Source organism: Pilosibacter fragilis, assembly GCF_032490495.1.
In the GTDB taxonomy this organism is placed as follows: domain Bacteria; phylum Bacillota; class Clostridia; order Lachnospirales; family Lachnospiraceae; genus Pilosibacter; species Pilosibacter fragilis.
The window spans coordinates 18,435-41,006 of sequence record NZ_JAVYJB010000005.1; the positions used below are offsets into that span (position 1 = coordinate 18,435).

The window sequence follows — 22,572 nt, forward strand, 5'->3', positions numbered from 1 at the left end:
AATAAATCAGTTTACGCTGACCAGAATCACGCGCCAGACCTCATGGACGTTCGACTTGAAATGAAAAGCGTATAGCAGATGGTATTTATATGAGTGATATCATATAAAAAATCCTCATTGCTATACGCTTTTGTTATAACTGATCCCCCATGAAATGGCATTGGTAAGTTTGAACTAACCATGGTATAGTAATTCCTGCGAAAAACAGACACAAGCGGGGATTGCAAAAATGTAAAGATCCCCCACACATACTCAAGAGGAGGACAACATGAAAAAAAGAGTACTTAGCCTGTGCCTGGCAGGTCTTATGGCGGCATCTTTGACAGGATGCGGCGGAGCAGGAAACGCAGCAGAGACAACGGCAGCAGCAGGAGCAGAGAACAGTGCCGCAGCATCGGAAGCCGGTGCTTCTGAAGGAAAAGAAGAACTTGTATTTGTAAACTATCGCGATATCCGCGATTTAAATCCACATCTCTACGCAGGAGAAATGTATGCCCAGGAGATGCTTTATGAGACACTTGTAAACATTACGGCAGATGGATATGAGGGATGCCTGGCGGAATCCTGGGACATCAGTGATGACGGAAAGACCTATACATTCCACATTCGTGACGGCGTGAAATTCTCCGACGGGGAAGTTTGCGACGCAAACGCGATCAAGGCAAACTTTGACGCGATCATTGAGAACAAGGACCGTCATACATGGCTGGAGATGATGAATCTTCTCGTGGGCGTATCGGCACCGGATGATAAGACCTTCGTGATCGAACTCTCCGAGCCTTACTACCCGCTTTTAACAGAGCTTGGTGTTACGAGACCGTTTGCCATGATCTCTCCGAAGGCGATGAAGGATGGAAGCACAAAGGACGGAGTCAACGCGTATATCGGAACAGGTCTGTATGTCCTGACTGATTTTGTGACAGACGAATATGCCGTTTTTGAGGCAAATGAAAATTACTGGGGTGAACAGCCGAAGATCAAAAAGATCACAGTTAAGGTGATCCCGGATAACCAGACGAGAATCCTTGCGCTGGAGAAAGGCGAGATCGACATGATTTTCGGTAAAAACATGATCGACGCGGACGCTATCAACCAGTACACAGGAAACGATAAATTTACAGTATCCCTTTCTGACCCGACATCTACCCGTCAGATCGTATTAAACACGACAAGAGATGTCCTTGCGGATAAGGAAGTCCGCCAGGCGCTTCAGCACGCGACCAACAAGCAGGCAATTTCCGACGGCATCTTCTATGGACTTGAGCAGCCGGCAGACACTCTGTTTGCGAAGACAGTTCCGTACTGCGATATCGACCTTGAGCCGTACGCATACGATGTGGAGCTTGCCCAGAGTATGTTAGACGAAGCCGGATGGGTCGTTGGAGCGGACAAGATCCGTGAAAGAGACGGTCAGAAGTTAAACATCGATCTTCTTTACAACAGTGACAGCGTAACAGAGAAAGCGATCGCTGAGTATCTGCAGAGTGAATACCAGAAGATCGGAATTTCCTTAAATATCCACGGAGAGGAAGAACAGTCCTATCGCGACAATATGAAAGCCGGTAACTTCGACATGGTATTCAATATCTGCTGGGGTACGCCGTATGATCCACAGTCTTCCCTGGCAGCGATGCGCGCACCGGTTTACGGTGACTATGCAGCGCAGCTCGGACTTGAAGATAAGGCGGATATCGACCAGGCGATCACGGATATTCTTGTATCCACCGATGAGACAAAACGCCAGGAACTCTACACATTTGTCCTGACAAGACTCCATGAGGACGCGGTATACATTCCGCTCACATATGAGTGCAATAAGGCGATCTACCGTTCGGATCTTCAGGGCTTCCATTTCACACAGACCCAGTACGAAGTTCCGTTTGCGGATTTCTATTTTGAGTAAAAATTCAAGTCGAACGTCCGTGAGACTTGGCGCGTGATTCCGGTCAGCGCAAGCTGACATATTCTTTACAGAATCACTGCGCATCCTCGCGGAGCGTTTATCTCAGTCGGAGACTGAGATAAAGCCCGATCTGACAGGCCGTCCATCCGGGCGGCTTGTTGTTGTGCGTATGTACGGAAAGGAGAATTTCATGAAACAGTACGTCATTAAGCGGATCCTGTCAGCGATCCCTCTTCTGATCGTGATTTCATTTGTTTGCTTTGTATTTATTAACCTGATCCCGTCGGATCCGGCGGAGGTAGCGCTGCGTGTCCGCCAGGTGCCCATCATAACAGAAGAGGCCATCGCGGAAGTCCGTGCAGAGCTGGGACTTGATAAGCCATATCTTGTGCGGTACTTTTCCTGGCTTGCGGATTGCCTGAGGGGAGATTTTGGGATCAGTTATGTAAATCCGAAAAGAACTGTGGCGGGTGAACTGGCAAGATGTATGCCTGCGACACTCCAGTTGGCGGGCGTTTCTTTCGTGATGGTGATCCTTTTAAGTCTGCCGATCGGCTTTCTTTGCGCTGTCTATAAAGATGGATGGTTCGATAAGATCATGAGAGCCATCGTCTTTATGACAACGGCGATGCCGGCATACTGGGTGGGACTACTTCTCATGTGGCTTGTATCCATCAGGCTGGATCTTCTTCCGACAAGCGGAAACGGAACATGGAAACATCTGATCCTCCCGGCATTCACGGTGTCACTCAGCTATATTTCTACCTATATCCGTCTGATCCGCAACAACATGCTGGAAAATATGAAGCAGGATTATGTCCTTTACGCGAATGTCAGGGGGCTGCCCCAGAAGCTGATCCTTGTAAAACATATCCTGAAAAACTCCATGCACACCTGTATCGTTGCAGTCGGAATGAGCATTCCGCAGCTGATCTCAGGAACGATCGTGGTGGAAAATGTGTTTGCATGGCCTGGACTCGGGACGCTCTGCATCAGTTCTATTTTTAACCGGGATTATCCGGTGATCCAGACATACGTGCTTCTGATCGGAGTCCTGTTTGTCGTTTTCAATCTGTTATTCGATATTTTACAGACGGTATCAGACCCGCGTATGAGAAGGGAGGAACATTAATGCTTCAGCGCTTTTTACATAACAGGACTGCAATGTTCACTGTGGTGATCGTTCTCCTCACAGCGCTCGTGGGGATCTTCGCCCCGTTTATTGCGCCGAACGATCCGTATGAAACGGACATCCTCAACAAATTTGCCGGATTTTCGGCTGAATATCCGCTTGGAACGGACAATCTTGGCCGCTGTATTCTTTCGAGAATGATCTATGGGATCCGCCCGACACTGGGGCTGGCAGTCCTGACGATGCTTGGAACCATCGGTCTTGGAGCTCTTATGGGACTTTTGGCGGGATATTTCCGCGGAATCCCGGAGGAGATCATCATGCGGACGGTCGACGTTATGCTCTCCTTCCCAAGTCAGATTATGGTATTTGCGGTGGTTGCGCTTCTCGGCATCAATGTCCAGAACGTGATCCTGGCGAATGTGTTCATCAAGTGGGCTTGGTATGCACGAATGATCCGGACCGGAGTCATGCAGCACAGAGACCGCAATTTCGTCCAGTTTTCCAGATGCGTGGGAACTCCGGAGAGATTTATCCTGTTCCGCCATCTGGTGCCGTCCATCGCGGCGGACCTCGCGGTTCTCGCGTCACTCGATGTGGGCTGGGCGATCATCAATATCTCCACGCTTTCATTCCTGGGACTCGGTGTTCAGGCACCGACACCGGAGTGGGGAGCGATGTTAAATGAGGCAAAAAATGTCCTCACAAGCAACCCCACCCAGATGATCGTGCCGGGTGTCGCGATCGTGATCCTGGTATCTGCCTTCAACTTGATGGGAGACGCGCTGAGGGATGTTCTTGATCCGAAGGAGGTGAATGTATGAGCACAGTGATACGGGCGGAAGACTTGTGCGTAACGTTAAAAATTCCGCGCAGACCGGAAAAAGAGCTTGTCCGCCATGTAAACTTTGAGGTTCAGCGAGGGGAATGCCTTGGAATCCTGGGAGAATCGGGAAGCGGAAAAAGCATGAGCATCAAGGCGATGCTGGGACTTCTCGATAAGAATTTCTCCGTCTCCGGTCATGCCTGGTTTGGGGAAAAGGATCTCTTAAAGGAAAGTGGGGAGTCCATGAGAAAGATCCGTGGGAGTGAGATCGCTGTCGTCCTACAGAACCCGATGACGTGTTTTGACCCACTCTACCGAATCGGAAGCCAGATCGGGGAGACATTTGCGACACACACGGACTGGAATGCGAACGAGATCCGAGAGAAGTCACTGGAGACACTGGAACGCATGCGGATCCGCAATCCGGAGGAGACGCTTCAGAAATACCCGCATCAGCTCTCCGGCGGCATGCTGCAGAGGATCATGATCGGGATCGCGATGGCATTAAAACCGGCACTTCTGATCGCGGATGAACCGACAACGGCCATCGATTCGATCACCCAGTATGAGATCCTGGAAGAATTTGTCCGGATCAAGAAAGAGCATGATACGGCAATGATCTTTATCACCCACGATCTCGGTGCGATCTCTAAGGTTGCGGACGACCTTGTGGTCATGAACAGCGGAACGATCGCGGACCGGGGAAGCTTTTCCCATATCCTGCATCATGCGTCAGATCCATATACGAGACTTCTGGTGGAAAAACGGTCGGCGGTCATGAAAAAATACAGGGAAAGCATTGGGCATGAGAATGGAGGTGCGGCATGATCCGGATGAGAGATATCTGCGTCAGCTTTCGCAGTGAGCGGCAGGAAAAGATCTTTGGTGTCAGCAGGACACAGGTACTGTTTAATGTGTCACTCTCGATCCCCAAAGGAAGCTGCCTTGGAATCTTAGGTGAATCCGGAAGTGGAAAATCGACGCTTGGACGGGTGATCTGCGGTCTGTTAAAGCCGGACAGCGGGGAATACCTGCTGGAAGGGAAAAATGTGTATGCGTCACGAGATGGAAAGAAGAATCTTCAGAACATGCTCAGCGTTGTATTCCAGGATTATACGACATCTGCAAATCCGCGGTTCAGGATCCGGGATATTCTGGCGGAAGGAATCCGGGTGAAGGAACGGAAGAACGGAAAAAAAACGGACCGGAGCGCGGAATACTGCAGACTTTTGGAGTTAGTCGGCCTGGATGAGACGTTTCTCGACCGTTTTCCGCATGAGCTTTCGGGTGGACAGCTTCAGCGTGTCTGCATCGCCCGTGCCGTGGCGTGTGAGCCGGAGTTTATCCTGTTTGATGAGGCGATCTCTTCCCTCGACGCGCACACGCAGGTGCAGGTGATGGATCTCTTAAAGGAGCTGAAGGAGAAGCTGGGGCTGACGTATGTGTTTATCACCCACGACCTTACATCAGTCACATATCTCTGCGACGAAGTCATGTTCTTATATAAAGGACGGATCACGGAACATATCCCGGTATCCCGGATCGCGCAGACTACGGATGTGTATGCGCGAAAGCTGCTGGATTCCATTATTGAGTTTGATGAAGAGTACGATGATGAAATGGACGTAAAAGAAAGTGAAGAAAGTGCATAGTAGCTGTGAGTGCATTGAACAGTTACAGTGCACGACAGAAAATATGCTCAGGAGGTGGCAGAAATATGCTGGAGATCGGAATGATCTGTGCAGAAGCAGGAGAAAAGAAGACTGGGTGGCTGGAAATAGAAGGCGGCGGACAGAAACTTCCGCTAACACTTATCTGCGGGGCAAAGGAAGGACCTACGATGATGATATCAGCGGGAGTCCATGGAGCGGAATATATCGGCGTGCAGGCGCTTTCCGAGCTTTCCAGAGAGCTTGATCCCAAGGATACTGCGGGGAATGTGATCTGCCTTCATGTGGCAAATCCTTCAGCATTCCGGGATTATGTGCGCTTTTTCGTGCCTGAAGATGGAAAAAATCTGAACCGGGTATTTCCGGGGAAAAAGGATGGAACATTGTCGGAGCGGATCGCGTGGACGATCACGGAAAAACTCCAGTCAAAGGCGGACTACTATATCGATCTTCATGCGGGGGATACCAGTGAAGAGGTTATGCCGTTTGTCTATTATAATGTGGCAGCAGGAGAAAAGATCGCCAGGGTGTCTGCGAACATGGCAATGGCAGCGGATATGGAAGTGCGTGCCAGCTCCACAGCGACCACCGGCGCGTATAGCAGCGCTTGCCAAAGAGGTCTTCCTGCGATCCTCATGGAGCGCGGAGGCGGCGGAAAATTTACGGACAGCGAAGTTCAGGCATATAAGCGGGATGTGAAGAATATTATGATCCGCATGGGACTTCTTTCCGGTGAAGAGGTTCATACAGTGCAGCAGAAAAATGTGACCAGAGCAGAGTATCTGGAGGCAGAGACAGATGGATTGTGGTATCCGGTATTTTCCGCAGGAGATACGTTCGCGGGAGGTGCGGTTCTGGGAACGGTGAGAGATATCTGGGGAAACCTTTTACGGGAGTATCGGGCAGACTATCCGGGAATCGTTCTGTACCAGACGGTAGGTCTTGGCGTGAAGACAGGGGATCCGCTGATCGCTTATGGGGAATATGTGGATAGATAAATAACAGATGTGAAATAAAAATGTCAATAAAAAGCCATTTTATGGGAAAGTCCTGGAATTCAGGAGATATCCATAAAATGGCTTTTTATGCTGCCATGCATACAAAAGAAGCTGCCGGCGGCAGGTTTCGCAGGCGCGCACTGGAGCAAACAGGATATTAAATCTTAAAGCATTTCTGCAGATCGCGATACTGTCCGAGAACCAGAATCGTATCGCCTTCTTCAAAGCTGGTTTCCGGCTTGACGGAGAAATCCAGGGTGCCGTTTCGACGGACGGCAATGATGTTGATGCCGTATTTTTTCCGGATATCGATCTCACCTACGCTCATGCCAACCCATCGTTCCGGAAGATCAACCTCATAGATATCGTAGTCGCCTTCCAGATTGACGAAATCAAGAATGTGGTCGGAGCTGAAGCGGATCGCTGTCCATTTCGCAAGCTGCTGTTCCGGGTAGACGACCTGATCGGCACCGTTTCGCAGAAGAAATTTCTGGTGAACGTCACTGGAAGCGCGGGAGACAACGAGCTTTGCTCCGAGCTCCTTTAAGAGAGAGGTCGTTTCAAGGGAACTCTGGAAATTATCGCCGATCGCGACGATGCAGGCATCAAAATTGCGGATTCCCAGAGAGGAAAGGAAGGACTCATTTGTACTGTCACCGATCTGCGCTTCCGTCACATAGGGAAGGACTGCGTTGACACGTTCTTCCGTACTGTCAATGGCCATAACCTGGTGTCCGAGGTTGTGAAGATGCATGGCAACATGTTTTCCAAAACGGCCGAGACCGATCAAAAGAATTGATTTCATAATTTTCTCCTTAAATATATGATCTATTATCCGACGGAAATTTTTTCCTGCGGGAATTTTCCGCACCGGATCCTGTAACCGGACATGGTCGCGTAGATGATCGTGAGCCCGCCAACACGGCCGATGAACATAAATGTGATCAGGATCAGCTTCGATGGAACGGAAAGTGTCGGGGTGATCCCGAAGCTCAAGCCTACCGTAGCAAGCGCAGAAATCGCCTCAAACAGACACGGTATAAGAGGCAGGCTTTCCAGAATGCTGAGCGTCATGGCACACAGGATACCGAGGCTTGTATACATGAAAAGGATCGCGATCGCTGTGGCGACAATATCGGGGATAATGCGCCGTTTAAACATTTCCGGGCTGTCCTTTCTGGCAAAGACAGCAGTCGCACAGGAGATCAGAACGGCCAGAGTGGTCGTCTTGATTCCGCCGGCGGTGGATCCCGGGCTTCCTCCGACCAGCATGAGAAGAATCATAAGAAACTGGCCGGATTCCCGCATGGAGGAAAGATCCGCTGTATTAAAACCGGCAGTTCGCGTTGTCACCGACTGGAATAAGGATACAAGGATCCGTTTTCCGGCCGGGATATCCTGAAATTCCAGAAAAAAGAAGAGGATAGCCGGGATAAAGATCAGTGCCAGCGAGTAGGAGAGGATGACCTTACTCTGCATCCGGTATCGGGAAATATGGTGGCGGTTTCTGTAAATATCATCCCAGGTCAGGAAACCGATTCCGCCGATCACGATAAGCAGGATGATCACGAGATTGATCAGCGGGTCATATGCGTAGGATGTCAGGGAGGAATATGCTCCCCGGACACCAAGCAGATCGATTCCGGCATTGCAGAATGCGGATACGGAGTGGAATAAAGACATCCAGAGTCCCCGGAAAAGACCAAAATCGCGGCAGAATACAGGTGCCATCAGGAGAGCGCCGATCAGTTCGATACCGAGAGTGACTCTTACAATAAAACCGGTCAGGCGGACAACTCCTCTGAGCTGAGGGGCAGCGACCGATTCTGCCATGATACTCCGCTGGGAAAGACCGATCTTCTTTCCGGAGAGGATCGTAAAGGAAGCGGAGATCGTCACAACGCCGAGACCGCCGGTCTGGATCAGAAGCAGAATTACGGCATGTCCAAAGGAAGACCAGTAGGTTCCGGTGTCACAGACCACAAGACCGGTCACGCAGACGGAGGTGACGGAGGTAAACAGGGCGTTTACAAATGGAGTCCAGCTTCCGTCCGCGGAGGATACCGGCAGCATCAGGATGCCGGCGCCGAGCAAGATCACGAAGGCAAAGCCTAAAACAATGATCTGAAATGAATTTAACCGCCTGAAAGCGGAAAGAATACGAAACATAATCTGAATCCTTTCATAAAGCATTTGTTCCATTATAAACGTTTATGGATGTAAAGAAAAGCGAAATTTATGGATTTTAAAGTCCTGAAAATTCCTGATTCGCACAGGAAATTATAAAGAGCGGCTGGATCCGTTCTGGTCTGCGAAAAGTGTGAGAGGTGGACGTGTGGAAATTATTTCCAGGTGGTCTGTTTAAAAATGTTGTAATTACAACATACGAAAGCTGATTTCGCGGATATAATGTGTACATGGTTCGGCGGTGCCGGACAGGGAAACATGATGACTTATCGGTTATGGCTGCCGCAGGGACGGCAGGCGTGTCAGGATAATTTGAGATCGGCAAAACTGCGAAGACAGTGTTGGCTGCTTGTATGGGCTGCCTGGAGTCACGCGGGAAGAGTCGGGGAAATATATGGAGGTATATGAAATGGATCAAAAAATGTTCTGTTATCAGTGTGAGCAGACCGCAGGCTGCGCGGGATGTACCGGGAGCACGGGTGTCTGCGGAAAGACGGCGGAGACAGCAAGGCTGCAGGACCAGCTTGTAGGTGCGATGATCGGGCTTGCGAGAGCGGCAGAAGGCGTGGAATGTCCGGGAGATCGAGTGTACCGCACGGTGATCGAGGGGCTTTTTACGACACTTACGAATGTAAGCTTTGATGATGACGCGATCCGGGCGCAGATTGAGAAGACGCACAGGGAGAAGGAGCGGCTGCTCGCAGCGCCGGTGAAGAAAAGTGCAGGACCGCGCGAAAAGGCAGCGGGAGAGTCAGGTGCGGCAGCAAGTGTGCAAGATACGGATGATTATAATCTCGGTCTGCTGTGGGACATGGACCCTGATATCCGCTCCCTGAAATCCCTGATCCTGTTCGGATTAAAGGGTATGGCGGCGTACGCGTACCATGCGCTGATGCTGGGGGCATCTGATGAGACGGTAAACCAGTTCTTCTTAACGGGGCTCCGGGAGATCGCAAAAGACGGTACCGTCGAAAGCCTGCTCCCGACGGTCCTGAAGGTCGGCGAGGTGAACCTCACCTGCATGGCGATGCTGGACGCAGCAAACACGGGAACTTACGGGACTCCGATCCCGGTCAGCGTACCGCTTGTAGTAGAAAGAGGACCGTTTATCGTTGTGACGGGACATGACCTCAAGGACCTGGAGCTTCTCTTAAAGCAGACAGAGGGAAAAGGCGTTAACATCTACACCCACGGCGAGATGTTGCCGGCCCACGCTTACCCGGAGCTCAGAAAGTATCCGCAGTTAAAGGGCAATTTCGGAACTGCATGGCAGAATCAGCAGAAGGAATTTGCGGATATCCCGGCTCCGATCCTCTTTACCACAAACTGTCTGATGCCGCCGAAGAAATCCTACGCGGACCGCGTGTTCACGACGGAGGTCGTAGCATATCCGGGAATGGTTCATATTGATGATGAGAAAGACTTTACCCCGGTGATCGAGAAGGCGCTGGAACTCGGCGGATATCAGGAAGACCGCCAGTTTACGGGAATCAACGGCGGAACTCAGGTCATGACAGGATTCGGACATGGAACGATCCTTTCCATGGCTGATCAGGTCATCGACGCGGTAAAATCCGGCGCGATCAGACATTTCTTCCTCGTTGCGGGCTGCGATGGCGCGAAGCCGGGAAGAAACTACTATACGGATTTTGTAAAGCAGACTCCGGCGGACAGCCTTGTCCTGACGTTAGCATGCGGAAAGTTCCGCTTTAACGATCTGGACCTTGGAAATATCGGCGGTCTCCCGCGGATCATGGACATGGGCCAGTGCAACGATGCCTATGGTGCCATCAAGGTGGCTATGGCGCTGGCGGAGGCGTTTGGGTGCGGGGTGAACGAGCTTCCGCTGTCCTTCGTGCTCTCCTGGTATGAGCAGAAGGCAGTGTGTATTCTCCTGACACTCCTGCATCTTGGGATCAGGAATATCCGCCTCGGCCCGTCCTTACCGGCGTTCCTCTCCCCGAATATCCTGAATTTCCTTGTGGAAAATTATGGAATCGGGCCGGTGACAACGCCGGAGGAGGATTTGAAGGCGTTATTGGGATAAGATAAAAAGCCCCCGGATAGGGAATGTGCCATCGGTCAGTTGACCAGCTGCGGTAGTTCCTTATCCGGGGACTTTACTTATGTACTTAAATTACAGTGATCCGCATGATCTGCGGTCAACCGAATTTTACAGATGCTGTAAAAGCTCCAGCTGTTCTCCGTTCGGTCCGATAAAAAATGCGTTGCGGATGCCGCCGAAGATCGGGAGGTCAGCTGCCTTGTCGACACCGCCCCGGAAGTTTGTGATCCCGGCTGCCTTTAAGTCTGCGATGGCAGCGTCGATGTCATTGACTTCGATTGCGATGTGCGGGAAGAGACTGCCCAGGGCGGTCACATCAGTGCCGTCATGTGGCTCGATGATCTCGAGGTCAAAGCCCGGCATGCTGACGATCTTGATGTGGTTAGTTCCAAGCGGCTTCTGGACATCAGCCTGTCCAGTGACCTTTCCACCGAGACATTCGTAGAATTTTATGGATGTTTCAAGATCCTTTGTGAAAAGCGCGATATGCGCAAGTCCTGTGATGTGTTTCATGATAAGAATCCTTTCCGCGTTCCAGCGCAGCAAATCTCCAGATAAAAGCACCAGATCAGAAGCAGATGGTCTTACCTGAGTGATCCTACAGAGGCGGAAACGCTGTTGCTGTAGTTTTTCTATCTCAAACTATGCTTATTATAGGATTATTTGAAACAGAGTGCAAGAAAAAAGTAAGCGACTGATCCCTGCCCGTGTACAGCAACAATTTTCTCAGTGACGGGCAGAAAAAACTGTGCTATACTCTTGTATTATGAAAAATTTTATTGTATTTGATTTGGAATGGAACCAGAACCCGGGCGGTAAAGAAGCGTCTGTGGAGCGGCTTCCTTTTGAGATCTTTGAGATCGGAGCAGTAAAACTGAATGAAGAGCGTGAGAAGGTCGCGGAGTTTCACCGGATCATCCGTCCCTGCGTGTACCGCCAGATGCACCGGATCATCTCTGAGGTGACCCATGTTTCCATCGAAGAGTTAGAGCGGGATGGAGAGCCGTTTGCGGCGGTAATGGAGGATTTCCTTAAATGGTGTGGAGAGGACTGCATATTCTGCACCTGGGGAAGTATGGACCTTACGGAACTGCAGAGGAACATGGTCTATCATGGGATGACGATCCCGTTCCCGAAACCGTTCCTTTTTTATGATGTCCAGAAACTGTACAGCCTGTGTTATCAGGACGGAAAGGCGAGAATTTCGTTGGATGAGGCGGTGGAGTCCTTTGCACTTGACGTGGACGCGCCGTTCCATAGGGCGCTTGGCGACGCAGAGTATACGGGACGTGTGATGCGGGCCATGGATTTTGAGTCTGTGAAGGACTATGTGTCCGTGGACTACTATATGCCGCCGGAGAGCGAGGATGAGGAGTTCACGCTGCGTTTCCCGGAGTACACGAAGTTTGTGTCCCGGATGTTTGAGACAAAGGAAGAGGCGATGGAGGAGAAGCGGGTGACAGATGTTGTCTGCACGAAGTGCCGCCGGATGTTGAGGAAAAAGATCCGCTGGTTTTCCTCGGGGCAGCGCTATTACCTCTGCCTTGCGACATGCCCGGAACACGGTATGATGAAAGGAAAAATCCGGATGAAAAAGTCGGAGGACGGCAGAGTTTTTGCCGTAAAGACGGTAAAACCGGTGGATGAGGAAGGTGCAGAAGCTGTTTTCCTGAAAAAAGAGGAGGCCCGGATCCGCCGTGCGGAGAAAAGCAGGCAGAAGAAACTCCATGGAGTGGAATAGAGGCGGCAGCCCGGAAGATACGGCAGCAATTGAGCACTTTGCTCCTGAAAAAACGGATGTGAAAAGATAGAAAAAGAGCAGAGGTATTGCTTCAAAAAGCATACATCTGCTCTTTTAGTTTACATAAAATAAAACTTATCGTCTCCGAAAATGATCTCTGAGCCGCTCCCGGAATCCCGGCTGCTTAATCCCGGACTTGGATCTTAAGTGCTTTTCCATGATCATATCAAATTCTGTGGAAGAATATCCCCATTCCTTTAAACGTTTTTCGCGCCGCTGATGACGGAGAAAACGCTCGTTCTGGGCTTTGTTTTCCTGATAGATCATGATTCCGGAGACGGCGCCGCCGATGGCTCCGATGACAGCGGCAGCGATCAGGACTTTCTTAACAATGCCGAAAGCAGGAGAGGAGGTCCAGGATGTCTTATTGCTGCCCGTTTTTTTAGAGGAAGGTTCGGTTTCCTTGTCAGGTGCCTTAGAAGGAATGGTTTCAGCCACAGTCTCAGTCTCCGCGGTATCCGTGCTCTGATTCACTGCTCCGGGCACATATCCCTGTGTCACAGTCGCCTCCAGATAAGCCTGTCCCACAAGCTTATCCCCATAGCGGTAATCGATCCGTGCAATCGCCCCATCCGGTGCATCGTCAGTCAGGTCGTAGTCCAGTGTGGAAGTCACATCGGAGAAGCTCCCATCCGCAGGTAAAGTCACCGCGCTGTTTTTATTTACCGTGAGTCTTGTAGCACTCCCGGAAAAGATCCCGGAGATCGTCAGATCATCAGCCACCTTGCTGTAAGTGCTGTCCTGATCCGCAACCGGAACGGACTTGAAATTTTTAAATCCATAGTCAAACAGTGCTTTTGTGTCGGAATAATGGGTCTGGTGACCATTGAGAACGACAGCTATGAGCTTCATTCCATCGCGCTCCGCGCATGTCACCAATGTATTTCCCGCGAGCAGGGTGTAACCGGTCTTTCCGCCGATGGCACCGTCGTAATAAAGGGAATCATTCCGCCGCAGCATTCTGTGGTGGGCGTAGTAGCGCCAGCCATCCGGGTACTGCTTTAATTTCCCCGCAGGAACGTCATAGTATGTTGTGGAATCAACCTCTACAAATGTCGGATTATTAAATGCCGCCTTCGCGATCAGAGCCATGTCATAAGCGGATACATAGTGATTCGGATTATTCAGACCGCTCGGGTTTGCGAAATGGGAGTCCGTACATCCAAGCTCCGCCGCCTTCTCATTCATCTTCTCCGCAAAAGCATCAATACTGCCTGCGCAGTGTTCGGCCAGAGCGTTTGCAACCTCATTCGCGGACTGTAAAAGCAGGGCATAAAGACAGTCCCGGACACTTAACGTATCTCCGGCGCGGGCCCCCAGAATGGAGGAGTTCGGCTCAAGAGAGTTCACCGCTGTATTGGAGAACGTCACGGTCTCATCAAGCCCACAGTTTTCAATCACGATCAGTGCCGTCAGGATCTTTGTGATACTTGCCGGATAATACGGTTCATGGCTGTTCTTCTCAAACAAAACCGCTCCCGAATTGATGTCCATTAGGATCCCGCCGTCCGCCGAGATCGAGATCTCCGACGGCCACTCAGCCGCCGCATATGCCGTCTGTCCCGGACAAAAGCCGAGGATCAGCGTCAGACAGAGAAAAATACTTAAAATTCGTTTCATGGAACTCCTTGAAAAAATTGCCGCCATGTTTACCCGACGTGGCGGCTGTTTTGATGTCTCAAATCCCATCGGCACAGCCGATCAGGAATGGATTTTTGCCTGTAATTGTGAAGGATTGAATGATCACAGTACTCGTACTATGGATTATAGCAGTTTGAAGACAGGGCTGCAACCGATAAATGATATAAAAAAACCGGCAGATCTATCTGCCGGCTCTTTTATATAATACCAGATTTCCAACAAAAAATACCATAACGATCCCTGCAAACACCATCGCGATCCGGGCGGCGGTATCGAAGAAGAAACCTTCCGGAACGATGTTGATGAGCATGTCGGTACGTGGATCGAGGACCCACAGATCATTGTTGAAAAAGATTTTGTGGAAAACAATGAAATATTTTGAGAAGTCTGTGGATATAATGCCGATCAGGGCCAGTGCTACAGCAAAGACCGCGCCGGTGCCGATACAGAGGGATTTCGGGATCAGGCGCTTTAACGCCTCTGTCCGCTCCGCACTCTTACGTCCCCGGAAATAAGCCAGGGCCGCGAAGCATAGGGTGATCAGGATCCCGATCCGGCGGAGCCACAGGCCGCCGATGAAGAGTCCCTGCACGTCCTCCATGTGGGCAATCTCCCGGTCATTAAAAAATTCCCGGTATTCCCCGCCCATGGTGGTGTATACGTGAAGATCCTCGCGCTTTCCGCGAAGGAACGCCATCATCTGGTCGGTGACGTCAAGAAGATCGTCCATGGTCATCTCAGGGAGATCGTTTAAAACCTGGTATTTCGTGTATTCCTTCTCATAATATCCCGGCGTCCAGTAGGTGACTGCCTCAACGGACGTGATAAGGAACGCGATGATCAGCCAGAACGCGGTGAAGATCCCGGCGGCGTAGGTAATGGTCTTTGCTGTTTTTGTCATTTCGTGGTACTCCGTTTGATTACTTTTAGTCTTGTGAACTCCTCGCGGTCCTTTTCCTCCAGAGCATTTGAAATGTCCTTCACAAGTGCCTGGTATGACGGGATCGTGATGTTTTTCAATGCATTGGCCCGCTTCTGGGTCTTCTTAATGCTCTCGGCAAGACGGTAGGCGGATGTCTCCACGGTTGCGAGGTCTGCGGTCAGTTCCTTCACGCGCTCGAAGGCGATTCGTGCCTCGTCCAGCGAATCGCTGGTGCTGTAAAACGAATAAGGCGGTTTTTCATCTTTTGACGGTGTATACTCGACAAGCGGGATCTCCGTTCCCATGATGCTGCGCGCCTTGATCCGGATATCATCCGTGACGGGAAGTGAACCTGCGATCTCCTCCACATAGTGGATTCCCATCTCGATATTGGCCTTCTGGAGTGCCTTGTAGGCGGCGGTAAAAGTGGAATCGATCTCGGACTGGATTGCTTTTGCCTGATCGATCAGGCCCATAAGTTCCCGCAGCAAGATGTTCCTCTTTTTATCCATCAGTCCGTACCCCTGAGTCGCAAGGGCGAGGGAGTTTTTCGCAAGGATCAGATTTCCCTTGGTGGGGAATGTGTTCGGATTCATGAGATCCCCTCCTTATGAAGCGTCTGAAGCGGCGTCTGCAGGTTTATAATACTTGTCTAAGATCTTCGTGTCAATACGGTCGAGCTCTTCTCTCGGAAGAAGTCCTAAAAGCTCCCAGCCGATGCTTAAGGTGTCGATGATGGTACGGTTGTCATGGATATCCTGTCCGATGAACCGTTTTTCAAATTCCCGGCCGAATTCCAGATATTTTTTATCGATCGGGGAGAGCTCATCTTCACCGATAACAGATGCGAGGGCTCTCGCGTCGCCCACCTTTGCGTAGCAGGAAAACAGCTGGTTTGCCACATCCTGATGATCTTCACGGGTAAATCCCTCACCGATGCCGTCCTTCATAAGACGGGACAGGGACGGAAGCACGCTGATCGGCGGGTAGATGGACTGACCGTTTAAGCTGCGGTCCAGAACGATCTGACCTTCTGTGATGTAACCGGTAAGGTCCGGGATCGGGTGGGTGATATCATCGTTTGGCATAGTCAGGATCGGGATCTGTGTGACAGATCCGTTGACTCCGGCGACGATTCCGGCGCGCTCATAGAGAGATGCCAGATCACTGTATAAGTATCCCGGATATCCCTTACGGGACGGGATCTCGCCCTTTGAGGAGGAGACCTCACGCAGCGCCTCAGCGTAGGAGGTCATATCCGTCAGGATGACCAGGATATGCATGCCCTTTTCAAATGCGAGGTATTCGGCAACTGTGAGGGCAACCTTCGGTGTGATCAGACGCTCGACGACCGGGTCATTTGCAAGATTGATAAACATGGCAACATGGTCCAGAACGCCGCTCTCGCGGAAGGTACGTTCAAAGTATTCGGCAACATCGTACTTGACGCCCATAGCTGCGAATACGACGGCGAATTTTTCATCGGAATTGTCTCCCAGAGAGGACTGCATGACGATCTGTGCTGCCAGCTGGTCGTGGGGAAGTCCGTTTCCGGAGAAGATCGGGAGCTTCTGTCCGCGGATCAGGGTCATCAAACCGTCAATGGCGGAGATACCGGTACGGATGTAGTTACGCGGATATTCACGGGCCACCGGGTTTAACGGCTTTCCGTTTACATCCAGTTTTTTATCAGCTAAGATCGGTCCCAGACCGTCGATGGGATTTCCCAGACCGTCAAAAGTACGGCCTAACATATCGGCGGAGACGCCGATCTCCATCGGATGTCCGGTGAGACGGGTATGAGTGTTTTTCAATGCCATGTTTCCGGTGCTCTCAAACACCTGGATCACGGCTTTATCCTCGTACGCCTCGATAATGCGTCCGAGCTTCTTTTCTTTTCCGTCGACGGTCATTTCCACGATTTCATCATAAGATGCCCCGGAAACGCCTTCGAGGACGGCAAGAGGGCCATTTAAGGAACTAAGGCCAAGATATTCGACTGCCATTGTGATCTGCCTCCTTATGCGTTGCGCTCGATGACGGAATTGTAGAAGTCATCGATCTGCTTCTTATAGTCGTCAAACATGTCGAGACGGTCATTCGGGACGTCATATTTGATGGCAATGATCTTCTCAAAGATCTTTTCTTCTTTGAGGACGGATACCGGCATGCCCATGGCAACGAGGGCACGGGATTTTTTATAGAGATAAAGGATGATCTCCATCATCTTAAACTGCTTTTTCAGCGGAACGCAGGTATCTTCCTTATGGAAAGCGTTCTGCTGAAGGAAACCGAGACGGATAACCTTGGCGATCTCGAGAACGAGCTTCTGGTCATCAGGGAGAACATCGGATCCGATCAGTTTTACGATCTCCATCAGGCTGCTTTCCTGATTCAGGATCGTGACGAGCTGGTTACGGTAATTGACAAAGTTTTTATCCACATGCTCAGAGTACCAGGAAGAAAGATCCGTGAGGTATTCCGAGTAGCTGGTCAGCCACTGGATCGCCGGGAAGTGTCTCGCGTAGGCGAGGTTCTTATCAAGTCCCCAGAAGCAGCGGACGAAACGCTTGGTGTTCTGTGTGACCGGCTCGGAGAAATCGCCGCCCTGCGGGGATACGGCTCCGATGATGGATACGGAACCTTCCGTTCCGTTTAAGTTCTGGACCATTCCGGCACGCTCATAGAACTGGGACAGCCGGGATGCCAGATAAGCCGGGAAACCTTCCTCGGCCGGCATCTCCTCCAGACGGCCGGAGAGCTCACGGAGCGCCTCTGCCCAACGGGAGGTGGAGTCTGCCATGATCGCTACGTTGTATCCCATGTCGCGGTAGTATTCTGCAAGTGTCAGGCCGGAGTAAAGACTCGCCTCACGGGCGGCAACCGGCATGTTGGAGGTATTGGCGATCAACGTAGTCCGCTCCATCAGTGGGTTTCCACTCTTCGGGTCGATCAGCTCGCTGAATTCCTCCAGAACCTGTGTCATTTCATTTCCACGCTCGCCGCAGCCGATGTAGATGATGATATCGGCATCAGACCACTTGGCGATCTGGTGCTGGGTCATGGTCTTTCCGGTACCGAATCCGCCCGGGATCGCCGCCGTGCCGCCCTTTGCGAGCGGGAACAGGGTGTCAAGGATACGCTGTCCTGTGATCAGCGGTTTGGATGCCGGATAGCGCTTTACGGTCGGACGCGGGATGCGGATCGGCCATTTCTGTGTCATAGTGATGGTTTTTTCTGTTCCGTCCTTTGTCATAAGAGTGATCAATGTATCATTGATCGTATATTCACCGTCGGAGACAACGGAGAGGACATCGCCCTCCAGATCCGGCGGGATCATGACTTTATGGGTAATGGCTCTCGTCTCCGGGACCTCCGCGATGATGGTGCCGCCGTAGACATGATCACCGCGCTTTACGGTCATGTGGGTCTGCCATTTCTTTTCTGTATCAAGGGATGTTACATGAACACCGCGGTCAATATAATAGCCGCTTGATTTTTTGATCGCGGCTAACGGACGTTCGATTCCATCAAAAATATTTGTGATAATGCCGGGGGCAAGTGTGACGGAGACAGGAGCTCCTGTTCCTGTGACCGGCTCTCCGGGCTTCAGACCTGTGGTCTCCTCATAGACCTCGATCGTTGTGCGTTCGGAGGTCAGTCCGATGACCTCGCCGACGAGGTTTGCCTCTCCGACGTAGACCATCTCATTCATCTGAAAACCGGAATCACCGGCAATATAGACGATCGGGCCGTTGATTCCGTAAATTGTGCCTTTTGCAGCCATGTTGATTTCCTCCAAAAATGTTATAAAAAGTAACTGTCCGGCAGGTCTGCGCGTGTACCGCGCTGCCTGCGGAAACGTATCGCACAGTTACAGTGAGAACTGGAAGTCCTGTTCAGCTTCTTTAAGCTTCGTCTCAAAGGAGTTATCGATCAGGATATTTTTCGAGGCGATGACGGCCCGCGTGCCGCCGAGAAACGGGTACTGGCTGACGCGGATGTCGCAGTCGGTCCTTAAGGATAAAAGATTCTGCTTTTCCCTGTCGGACGGGTCGATATAGATATGGATCTCACTGGATCCTGCAAATGCTTTTTCTTTTTTGATCTGCGCCTCTAAGAGTGCGTCATATTTCGGGGTCTCCATGAACCGCGCCAGTTTGTCGCGAAGCTCAGAGAAGACTTTTCCGCGGAGTTCCTCATCTTTTCTGCTGTAGGAACGGCGGATCTCGATCTGGCCTAAGGACAGGTTTTTGTTGGTCTCCCGTGCGATCCGCTCTTTTTCGGCAGCGATCTGCAATGCTGCCTGCTTTCTGGCGTTTTCTTTATGCTCATTCAGGATCTTTTCCTCATAAGCAGTATAATCAGAGACTGCCTGCTCGTATTTCTTTAATGCGTCGCCTGTGCAGATGTCTTCAAAATGCTGTAACTTTTCTTCGGTTGTCAAAGCAGCCACCTCCTTGATTCCAATATCGATCTGCAGCGGTTCCGGATCGCTGTTGCCTGCGGACGGAACCGCTGTGTGCATACTATAACTTTAGTCCGATCGCGTCATTTACATATGCCGTGATGAAATCGGGCCGCCGTCCTGTTCCGTGGCGGTCCGGAATTTCGATGAGAAGCGGCTTTTTATGTTCTGTGCGTACCGTCTTAACCAGCTCCGGATACTTCTTTCCGAGAGCTTCGGTGAGCAGGATGATCCCGATATTTTTGTCTTTTAACACTTCGTTCAACGCCTTTTCCAGCGTTTCTTTTTCATTTGCGATCACACCGTCCACGCCCGCCAGCCGCATGCCGGTCAGCGTGTCAGTGTTATCGCTGATCAAATACATTCTCATAGCCGGTCTCCATTCCTGGTAATAGTTCAGCCATGTTGTCAGGCATTAAAGTTTACCGATGATCATGAAGGAGATGATAAGTCCGTACAGGCAGACACCTTCGGCAAGACCTACGAAGATAAGAGATTTACCAAGAATGGAGGAATCCTCACTGATAGCGCCAAGTGCTGCGGATGCTGCCGCAGAAACGGCAACGCCGCCGCCGATACAGGAAAGGCCGGTGGAAAGAGCAGCTGCGATGTAGCCCATACCGGTGGAGATGCCGCCGGCTGCAGCTGTGGATTCGGCTGCGAATGCAGTGCCGCCAAAGAGTACGCAGACAGCGAAGAGCATGGTTCCGAAGAACATTACGGTGTTGGCCGCGAGGGCTGTTTTATAGCGTCCTTTTGTCTTTTCACCTGCGGCGAAAGCTCCGAAGGGGACAGCAATGCTGAAGATAAGTGCAACGGTTAAAAGAAGTTTTACTGCGATTGTCATGACGATGACCTCCTAAAATCTGTATTTTACCATTTATTGTAACGATTCAGTGCCTTCATAGTTACACGCAAAAATCCATTCCGGATCAGCTTCGCTGATGGGATTTTTGCCTTCCAGCCTATGTTTTATTACGGTCAGCGCAGCAAGTGCGCAGACCTACTGAACAGTTACCATTTATTCTTATTTCTCGTAGAACGGTTTAAATTCCCGGCCGCTTCCTTTATAGAACCGGCTGAACAGCTCGTAGTACTCGAGACGGAGTACCTGGATCCCGACGATCAGGCCCTCCATGCCGCACACGAACAGGTTTCCGAGAACAATGACCGGTATGGACGGTGTTCCGGACTCTGCACCTGCGAGCATTAAAACAACCTGCATCATGGCTGCGTGGCTGACGGCGAAGGCGCCCACACGGACGAAGGAAAGCGTGTTGGAGAAGTAGCTTAAGAGTACTTCAAACAGCTCGAAAAATCCCTGTGTGATGAACATTCCCACGCCACCGGAGATCTTCTCAGATTTCTTTTCCAGAACTGCTGTGAGCGGTTCCTTAAAGAACATCACGAGAAGCGGCAGGACGAACATGATGATCAGGACCGCTGCAGCCGGAAGTGTATGTCCGCTCATGAACATTACGATGGTGGCTGCAAGACTGAAATAAAAGACGAAGCCTGCGAGACCGTTTGTATCGAACCAGGTCTTTTCGGTGTCATGGTTCTTAAAGCTCGTAATCATGTTTAAGATCATCGTAAAGAGGATGACTCCCATGCCGAGAGCAATGGCAACGACGAACACGGTGTTCAGACGACCTACAAACGGAAGATCCGTCATGGCTTCGGTCGGCTTTAACCACAGCGCCGGAATCACATCTTCAAATCCGAAGACGCTTCCGAAGAGGCATCCGAAGATCGTCGAGAAGAATCCGCAGCAGGAGATGATGGCTGCCAGATCGATCTTTTTGAACTTATAGAGCAGGAAACCGCCGATCAGAAGGACAAGTCCCTGTCCGGCATCTCCGAACATGAAGCCGAAGAAGATGGAGTAGGTGATGGCGATCAGAAGCGTCGGATCAAACTCGTCGTAGGACGGAAGTCCGTACATCTTTACGAACATCTCAAACGGCCGCAGCAGCGGAATGTTTTTTAACTTGGTGGGCGGAATGCTGGTCACGTGCTCTTTGCTGTCCTCTAAGACGAAGAAGGTGTCTGCGTCTTTTGCGAGATCCCTGTGGAGAGCTTCCGCGTCCTCTTTTGTCATCCAGCCGCAGAGAATGTAGAACGGATGATCCTTATCATGGGTGCATGCCGCATACTTTCTCACATTGAAGTTTGCTTCATAGGATTTCAGCACCTGGCTGGCATCCCGGAGACTGGTCTGTCTCGTCAGCAGGTACCCGGAATCTTTTGCGTCCAGGGCCTGTTCCTTTGCTTTCAGATTTGCAAGCTCGTTTTCCAGACGTTCGACCTCGGTCTTCGGGGTTCCGGCGTACTCATCCGGGAGATAGATCCTCTCGAACTGCAGGGACGAGAAGACGGTGTCGATCCGGTCGGAGGTGATATCCGGTGTGAAGTAGAGCAAAGAAATATAGTGGTCTGATTCGTGGCATTTGAACAGGATCGTCTCATCCGAGCGGTCGGCGAATGCCTGAAGCTGCGGGAAGCTTTCCTTTCTGATACGTCCGAACCGGTATTTGATGTGCTTCAGCTTCAGAATTGCCGGAATATCGAAGTCCAGTTCCACGTAGAGGCGTACCTGCTCCAACAGGGAAGAGACTTCTTTTTCTTTTGCCTTTAAGGACTCCCGCTCCTCATCGGAGGCGGCGAGCTCCGTATCCATGTCATTTACAAGTGTGATGGCGTTCTCCACGGGCATTGTTCCGGTGGAAATCTCCTGCTGTTTTGCGCCGGGACAGGAAGCGAGAAGTTTCTGCGCTTTCTGAAGCGGTTCCCGGTATGGATTGGTTCCGGGATATGGTTCTAATTTTGATGCGGATCTTAATTCGGTCAGCGCGTTTTCCAGCTGGATCTCATAGTGGGAGAGATACTGGTTGACCATTCGGTCCAGATCGTTCTTTGGCCCGGAGATGCTAACGAATTTCATTTTTTCGATCACAGA

General features: G+C 51.0%; 20 protein-coding genes. 8 read left to right on the plus strand and 12 right to left on the minus strand.

From position 1 onward, the window contains the following. Nucleotides 1–268 precede the first annotated feature (268 nt). The 6 genes from nikA to ABCW45_RS05860 all read left to right on the plus strand — a co-directional run bounded on the left by nikA (nt 269) and on the right by ABCW45_RS05860 (nt 6,529). On the plus strand, nt 269–1,903 hold the full coding sequence (gene nikA, locus ABCW45_RS05835) for a nickel ABC transporter substrate-binding protein (protein WP_343220459.1): 1,635 nt from the start codon (nt 269–271) through the stop codon (nt 1,901–1,903). A 190-nt stretch (nt 1,904–2,093) separates the two neighbouring features. Beyond that, a complete protein-coding gene (opp1B, locus tag ABCW45_RS05840) occupies nt 2,094–3,035 on the plus strand; it encodes a nickel/cobalt ABC transporter permease (protein ID WP_015552835.1) in 942 nt (313 codons plus the stop codon). Further along, nucleotides 3,035–3,859: a nickel/cobalt ABC transporter permease gene (gene opp1C, locus ABCW45_RS05845; protein ID WP_117504417.1), complete on the plus strand. Its 825-nt coding sequence runs from the start codon at nt 3,035–3,037 to the stop codon at nt 3,857–3,859. The genes opp1B and opp1C overlap by 1 nt, the downstream gene beginning before the upstream one ends. Further along, nucleotides 3,856–4,689, plus strand: a complete 834-nt coding sequence (locus tag ABCW45_RS05850) for an ABC transporter ATP-binding protein (RefSeq protein ID WP_117471010.1) — start codon at nt 3,856–3,858, stop codon at nt 4,687–4,689. The genes opp1C and ABCW45_RS05850 overlap by 4 nt, the downstream gene beginning before the upstream one ends. After that, nucleotides 4,686–5,513, plus strand: coding sequence for an ABC transporter ATP-binding protein (locus tag ABCW45_RS05855; RefSeq protein WP_117471009.1), 828 nt, complete (start codon nt 4,686–4,688; stop codon nt 5,511–5,513). Before ABCW45_RS05850 ends, ABCW45_RS05855 begins: the two co-directional genes overlap by 4 nt. Before the next feature lie 65 nt (nt 5,514–5,578). Beyond that, nucleotides 5,579–6,529: a M14 family metallopeptidase gene (locus ABCW45_RS05860; protein WP_117471008.1), complete on the plus strand. Its 951-nt coding sequence runs from the start codon at nt 5,579–5,581 to the stop codon at nt 6,527–6,529. 157 nt (nt 6,530–6,686) lie between these two features. Here ABCW45_RS05860 and ABCW45_RS05865 read toward each other — a convergent pair whose 3' ends face one another. Continuing rightward, nucleotides 6,687–7,334, minus strand: coding sequence for a potassium channel family protein (locus tag ABCW45_RS05865; protein WP_117471007.1), 648 nt, complete (start codon nt 7,332–7,334; stop codon nt 6,687–6,689). A 26-nt stretch (nt 7,335–7,360) separates the two neighbouring features. Further along, nucleotides 7,361–8,698, minus strand: a complete 1,338-nt coding sequence (locus ABCW45_RS05870) for a TrkH family potassium uptake protein (RefSeq protein ID WP_117471006.1) — start codon at nt 8,696–8,698, stop codon at nt 7,361–7,363. A gap of 427 nt (nt 8,699–9,125) precedes the next feature. On the opposite strand from ABCW45_RS05870, the gene hcp reads away from it, so the two are divergent. Beyond that, nucleotides 9,126–10,763, plus strand: coding sequence for a hydroxylamine reductase (gene hcp / locus ABCW45_RS05875; protein ID WP_117471005.1), 1,638 nt, complete (start codon nt 9,126–9,128; stop codon nt 10,761–10,763). 126 nt (nt 10,764–10,889) lie between these two features. Here the strand turns inward: hcp and ABCW45_RS05880 are convergent, their stop codons facing one another. Next, nucleotides 10,890–11,294, minus strand: coding sequence for a VOC family protein (locus ABCW45_RS05880; protein ID WP_147324922.1), 405 nt, complete (start codon nt 11,292–11,294; stop codon nt 10,890–10,892). A gap of 253 nt (nt 11,295–11,547) precedes the next feature. On the opposite strand from ABCW45_RS05880, the gene ABCW45_RS05885 reads away from it, so the two are divergent. Then, entirely contained in the window at nt 11,548–12,522 is a 975-nt protein-coding gene (locus tag ABCW45_RS05885; RefSeq protein ID WP_117503610.1) for a 3'-5' exonuclease, read from the plus strand. Between the two features lie 135 nt (nt 12,523–12,657). On the opposite strand, the gene ABCW45_RS05890 is transcribed toward ABCW45_RS05885, so the two are convergent. The 9 genes from ABCW45_RS05890 to ABCW45_RS05930 all read right to left on the minus strand — a co-directional run bounded on the left by ABCW45_RS05890 (nt 12,658) and on the right by ABCW45_RS05930 (nt 22,569). Beyond that, nucleotides 12,658–14,202 carry a D-alanyl-D-alanine carboxypeptidase family protein gene (locus ABCW45_RS05890; RefSeq protein ID WP_117471002.1) on the minus strand — a complete coding sequence of 515 codons (1,545 nt, stop codon included), beginning with the start codon at nt 14,200–14,202 and terminating at the stop codon, nt 12,658–12,660. Between the two features lie 202 nt (nt 14,203–14,404). Beyond that, the gene (locus tag ABCW45_RS05895) at nt 14,405–15,124 is read right to left on the minus strand and encodes a TIGR01906 family membrane protein (RefSeq protein WP_117551970.1); all 720 of its coding nucleotides are present in this window, start codon (nt 15,122–15,124) and stop codon (nt 14,405–14,407) included. After that, nucleotides 15,121–15,741 carry a V-type ATP synthase subunit D gene (locus ABCW45_RS05900; protein ID WP_117566524.1) on the minus strand — a complete coding sequence of 207 codons (621 nt, stop codon included), beginning with the start codon at nt 15,739–15,741 and terminating at the stop codon, nt 15,121–15,123. The genes ABCW45_RS05895 and ABCW45_RS05900 overlap by 4 nt, the downstream gene beginning before the upstream one ends. A gap of 12 nt (nt 15,742–15,753) precedes the next feature. Next, nucleotides 15,754–17,151, minus strand: a complete 1,398-nt coding sequence (locus tag ABCW45_RS05905; protein ID WP_343220460.1) for a V-type ATP synthase subunit B — start codon at nt 17,149–17,151, stop codon at nt 15,754–15,756. Nucleotides 17,152–17,165: 14 nt separating this feature from the next. Beyond that, complete coding sequence (locus ABCW45_RS05910) at nt 17,166–18,932, minus strand: V-type ATP synthase subunit A (protein WP_117566523.1); 1,767 nt, start codon at nt 18,930–18,932, stop codon at nt 17,166–17,168. A gap of 87 nt (nt 18,933–19,019) precedes the next feature. Next, nucleotides 19,020–19,601, minus strand: a complete 582-nt coding sequence (locus ABCW45_RS05915; RefSeq protein WP_343220534.1) for a V-type ATP synthase subunit E — start codon at nt 19,599–19,601, stop codon at nt 19,020–19,022. 73 nt (nt 19,602–19,674) lie between these two features. Continuing rightward, nucleotides 19,675–19,983: a V-type ATP synthase subunit F gene (locus ABCW45_RS05920; protein WP_015552853.1), complete on the minus strand. Its 309-nt coding sequence runs from the start codon at nt 19,981–19,983 to the stop codon at nt 19,675–19,677. 45 nt (nt 19,984–20,028) lie between these two features. Then, nucleotides 20,029–20,460 carry an ATP synthase subunit C gene (locus ABCW45_RS05925; protein ID WP_015552854.1) on the minus strand — a complete coding sequence of 144 codons (432 nt, stop codon included), beginning with the start codon at nt 20,458–20,460 and terminating at the stop codon, nt 20,029–20,031. A gap of 180 nt (nt 20,461–20,640) precedes the next feature. Then, nucleotides 20,641–22,569 carry a V-type ATP synthase subunit I gene (locus ABCW45_RS05930; RefSeq protein WP_117483837.1) on the minus strand — a complete coding sequence of 643 codons (1,929 nt, stop codon included), beginning with the start codon at nt 22,567–22,569 and terminating at the stop codon, nt 20,641–20,643. Nucleotides 22,570–22,572: the final 3 nt, after the last annotated feature.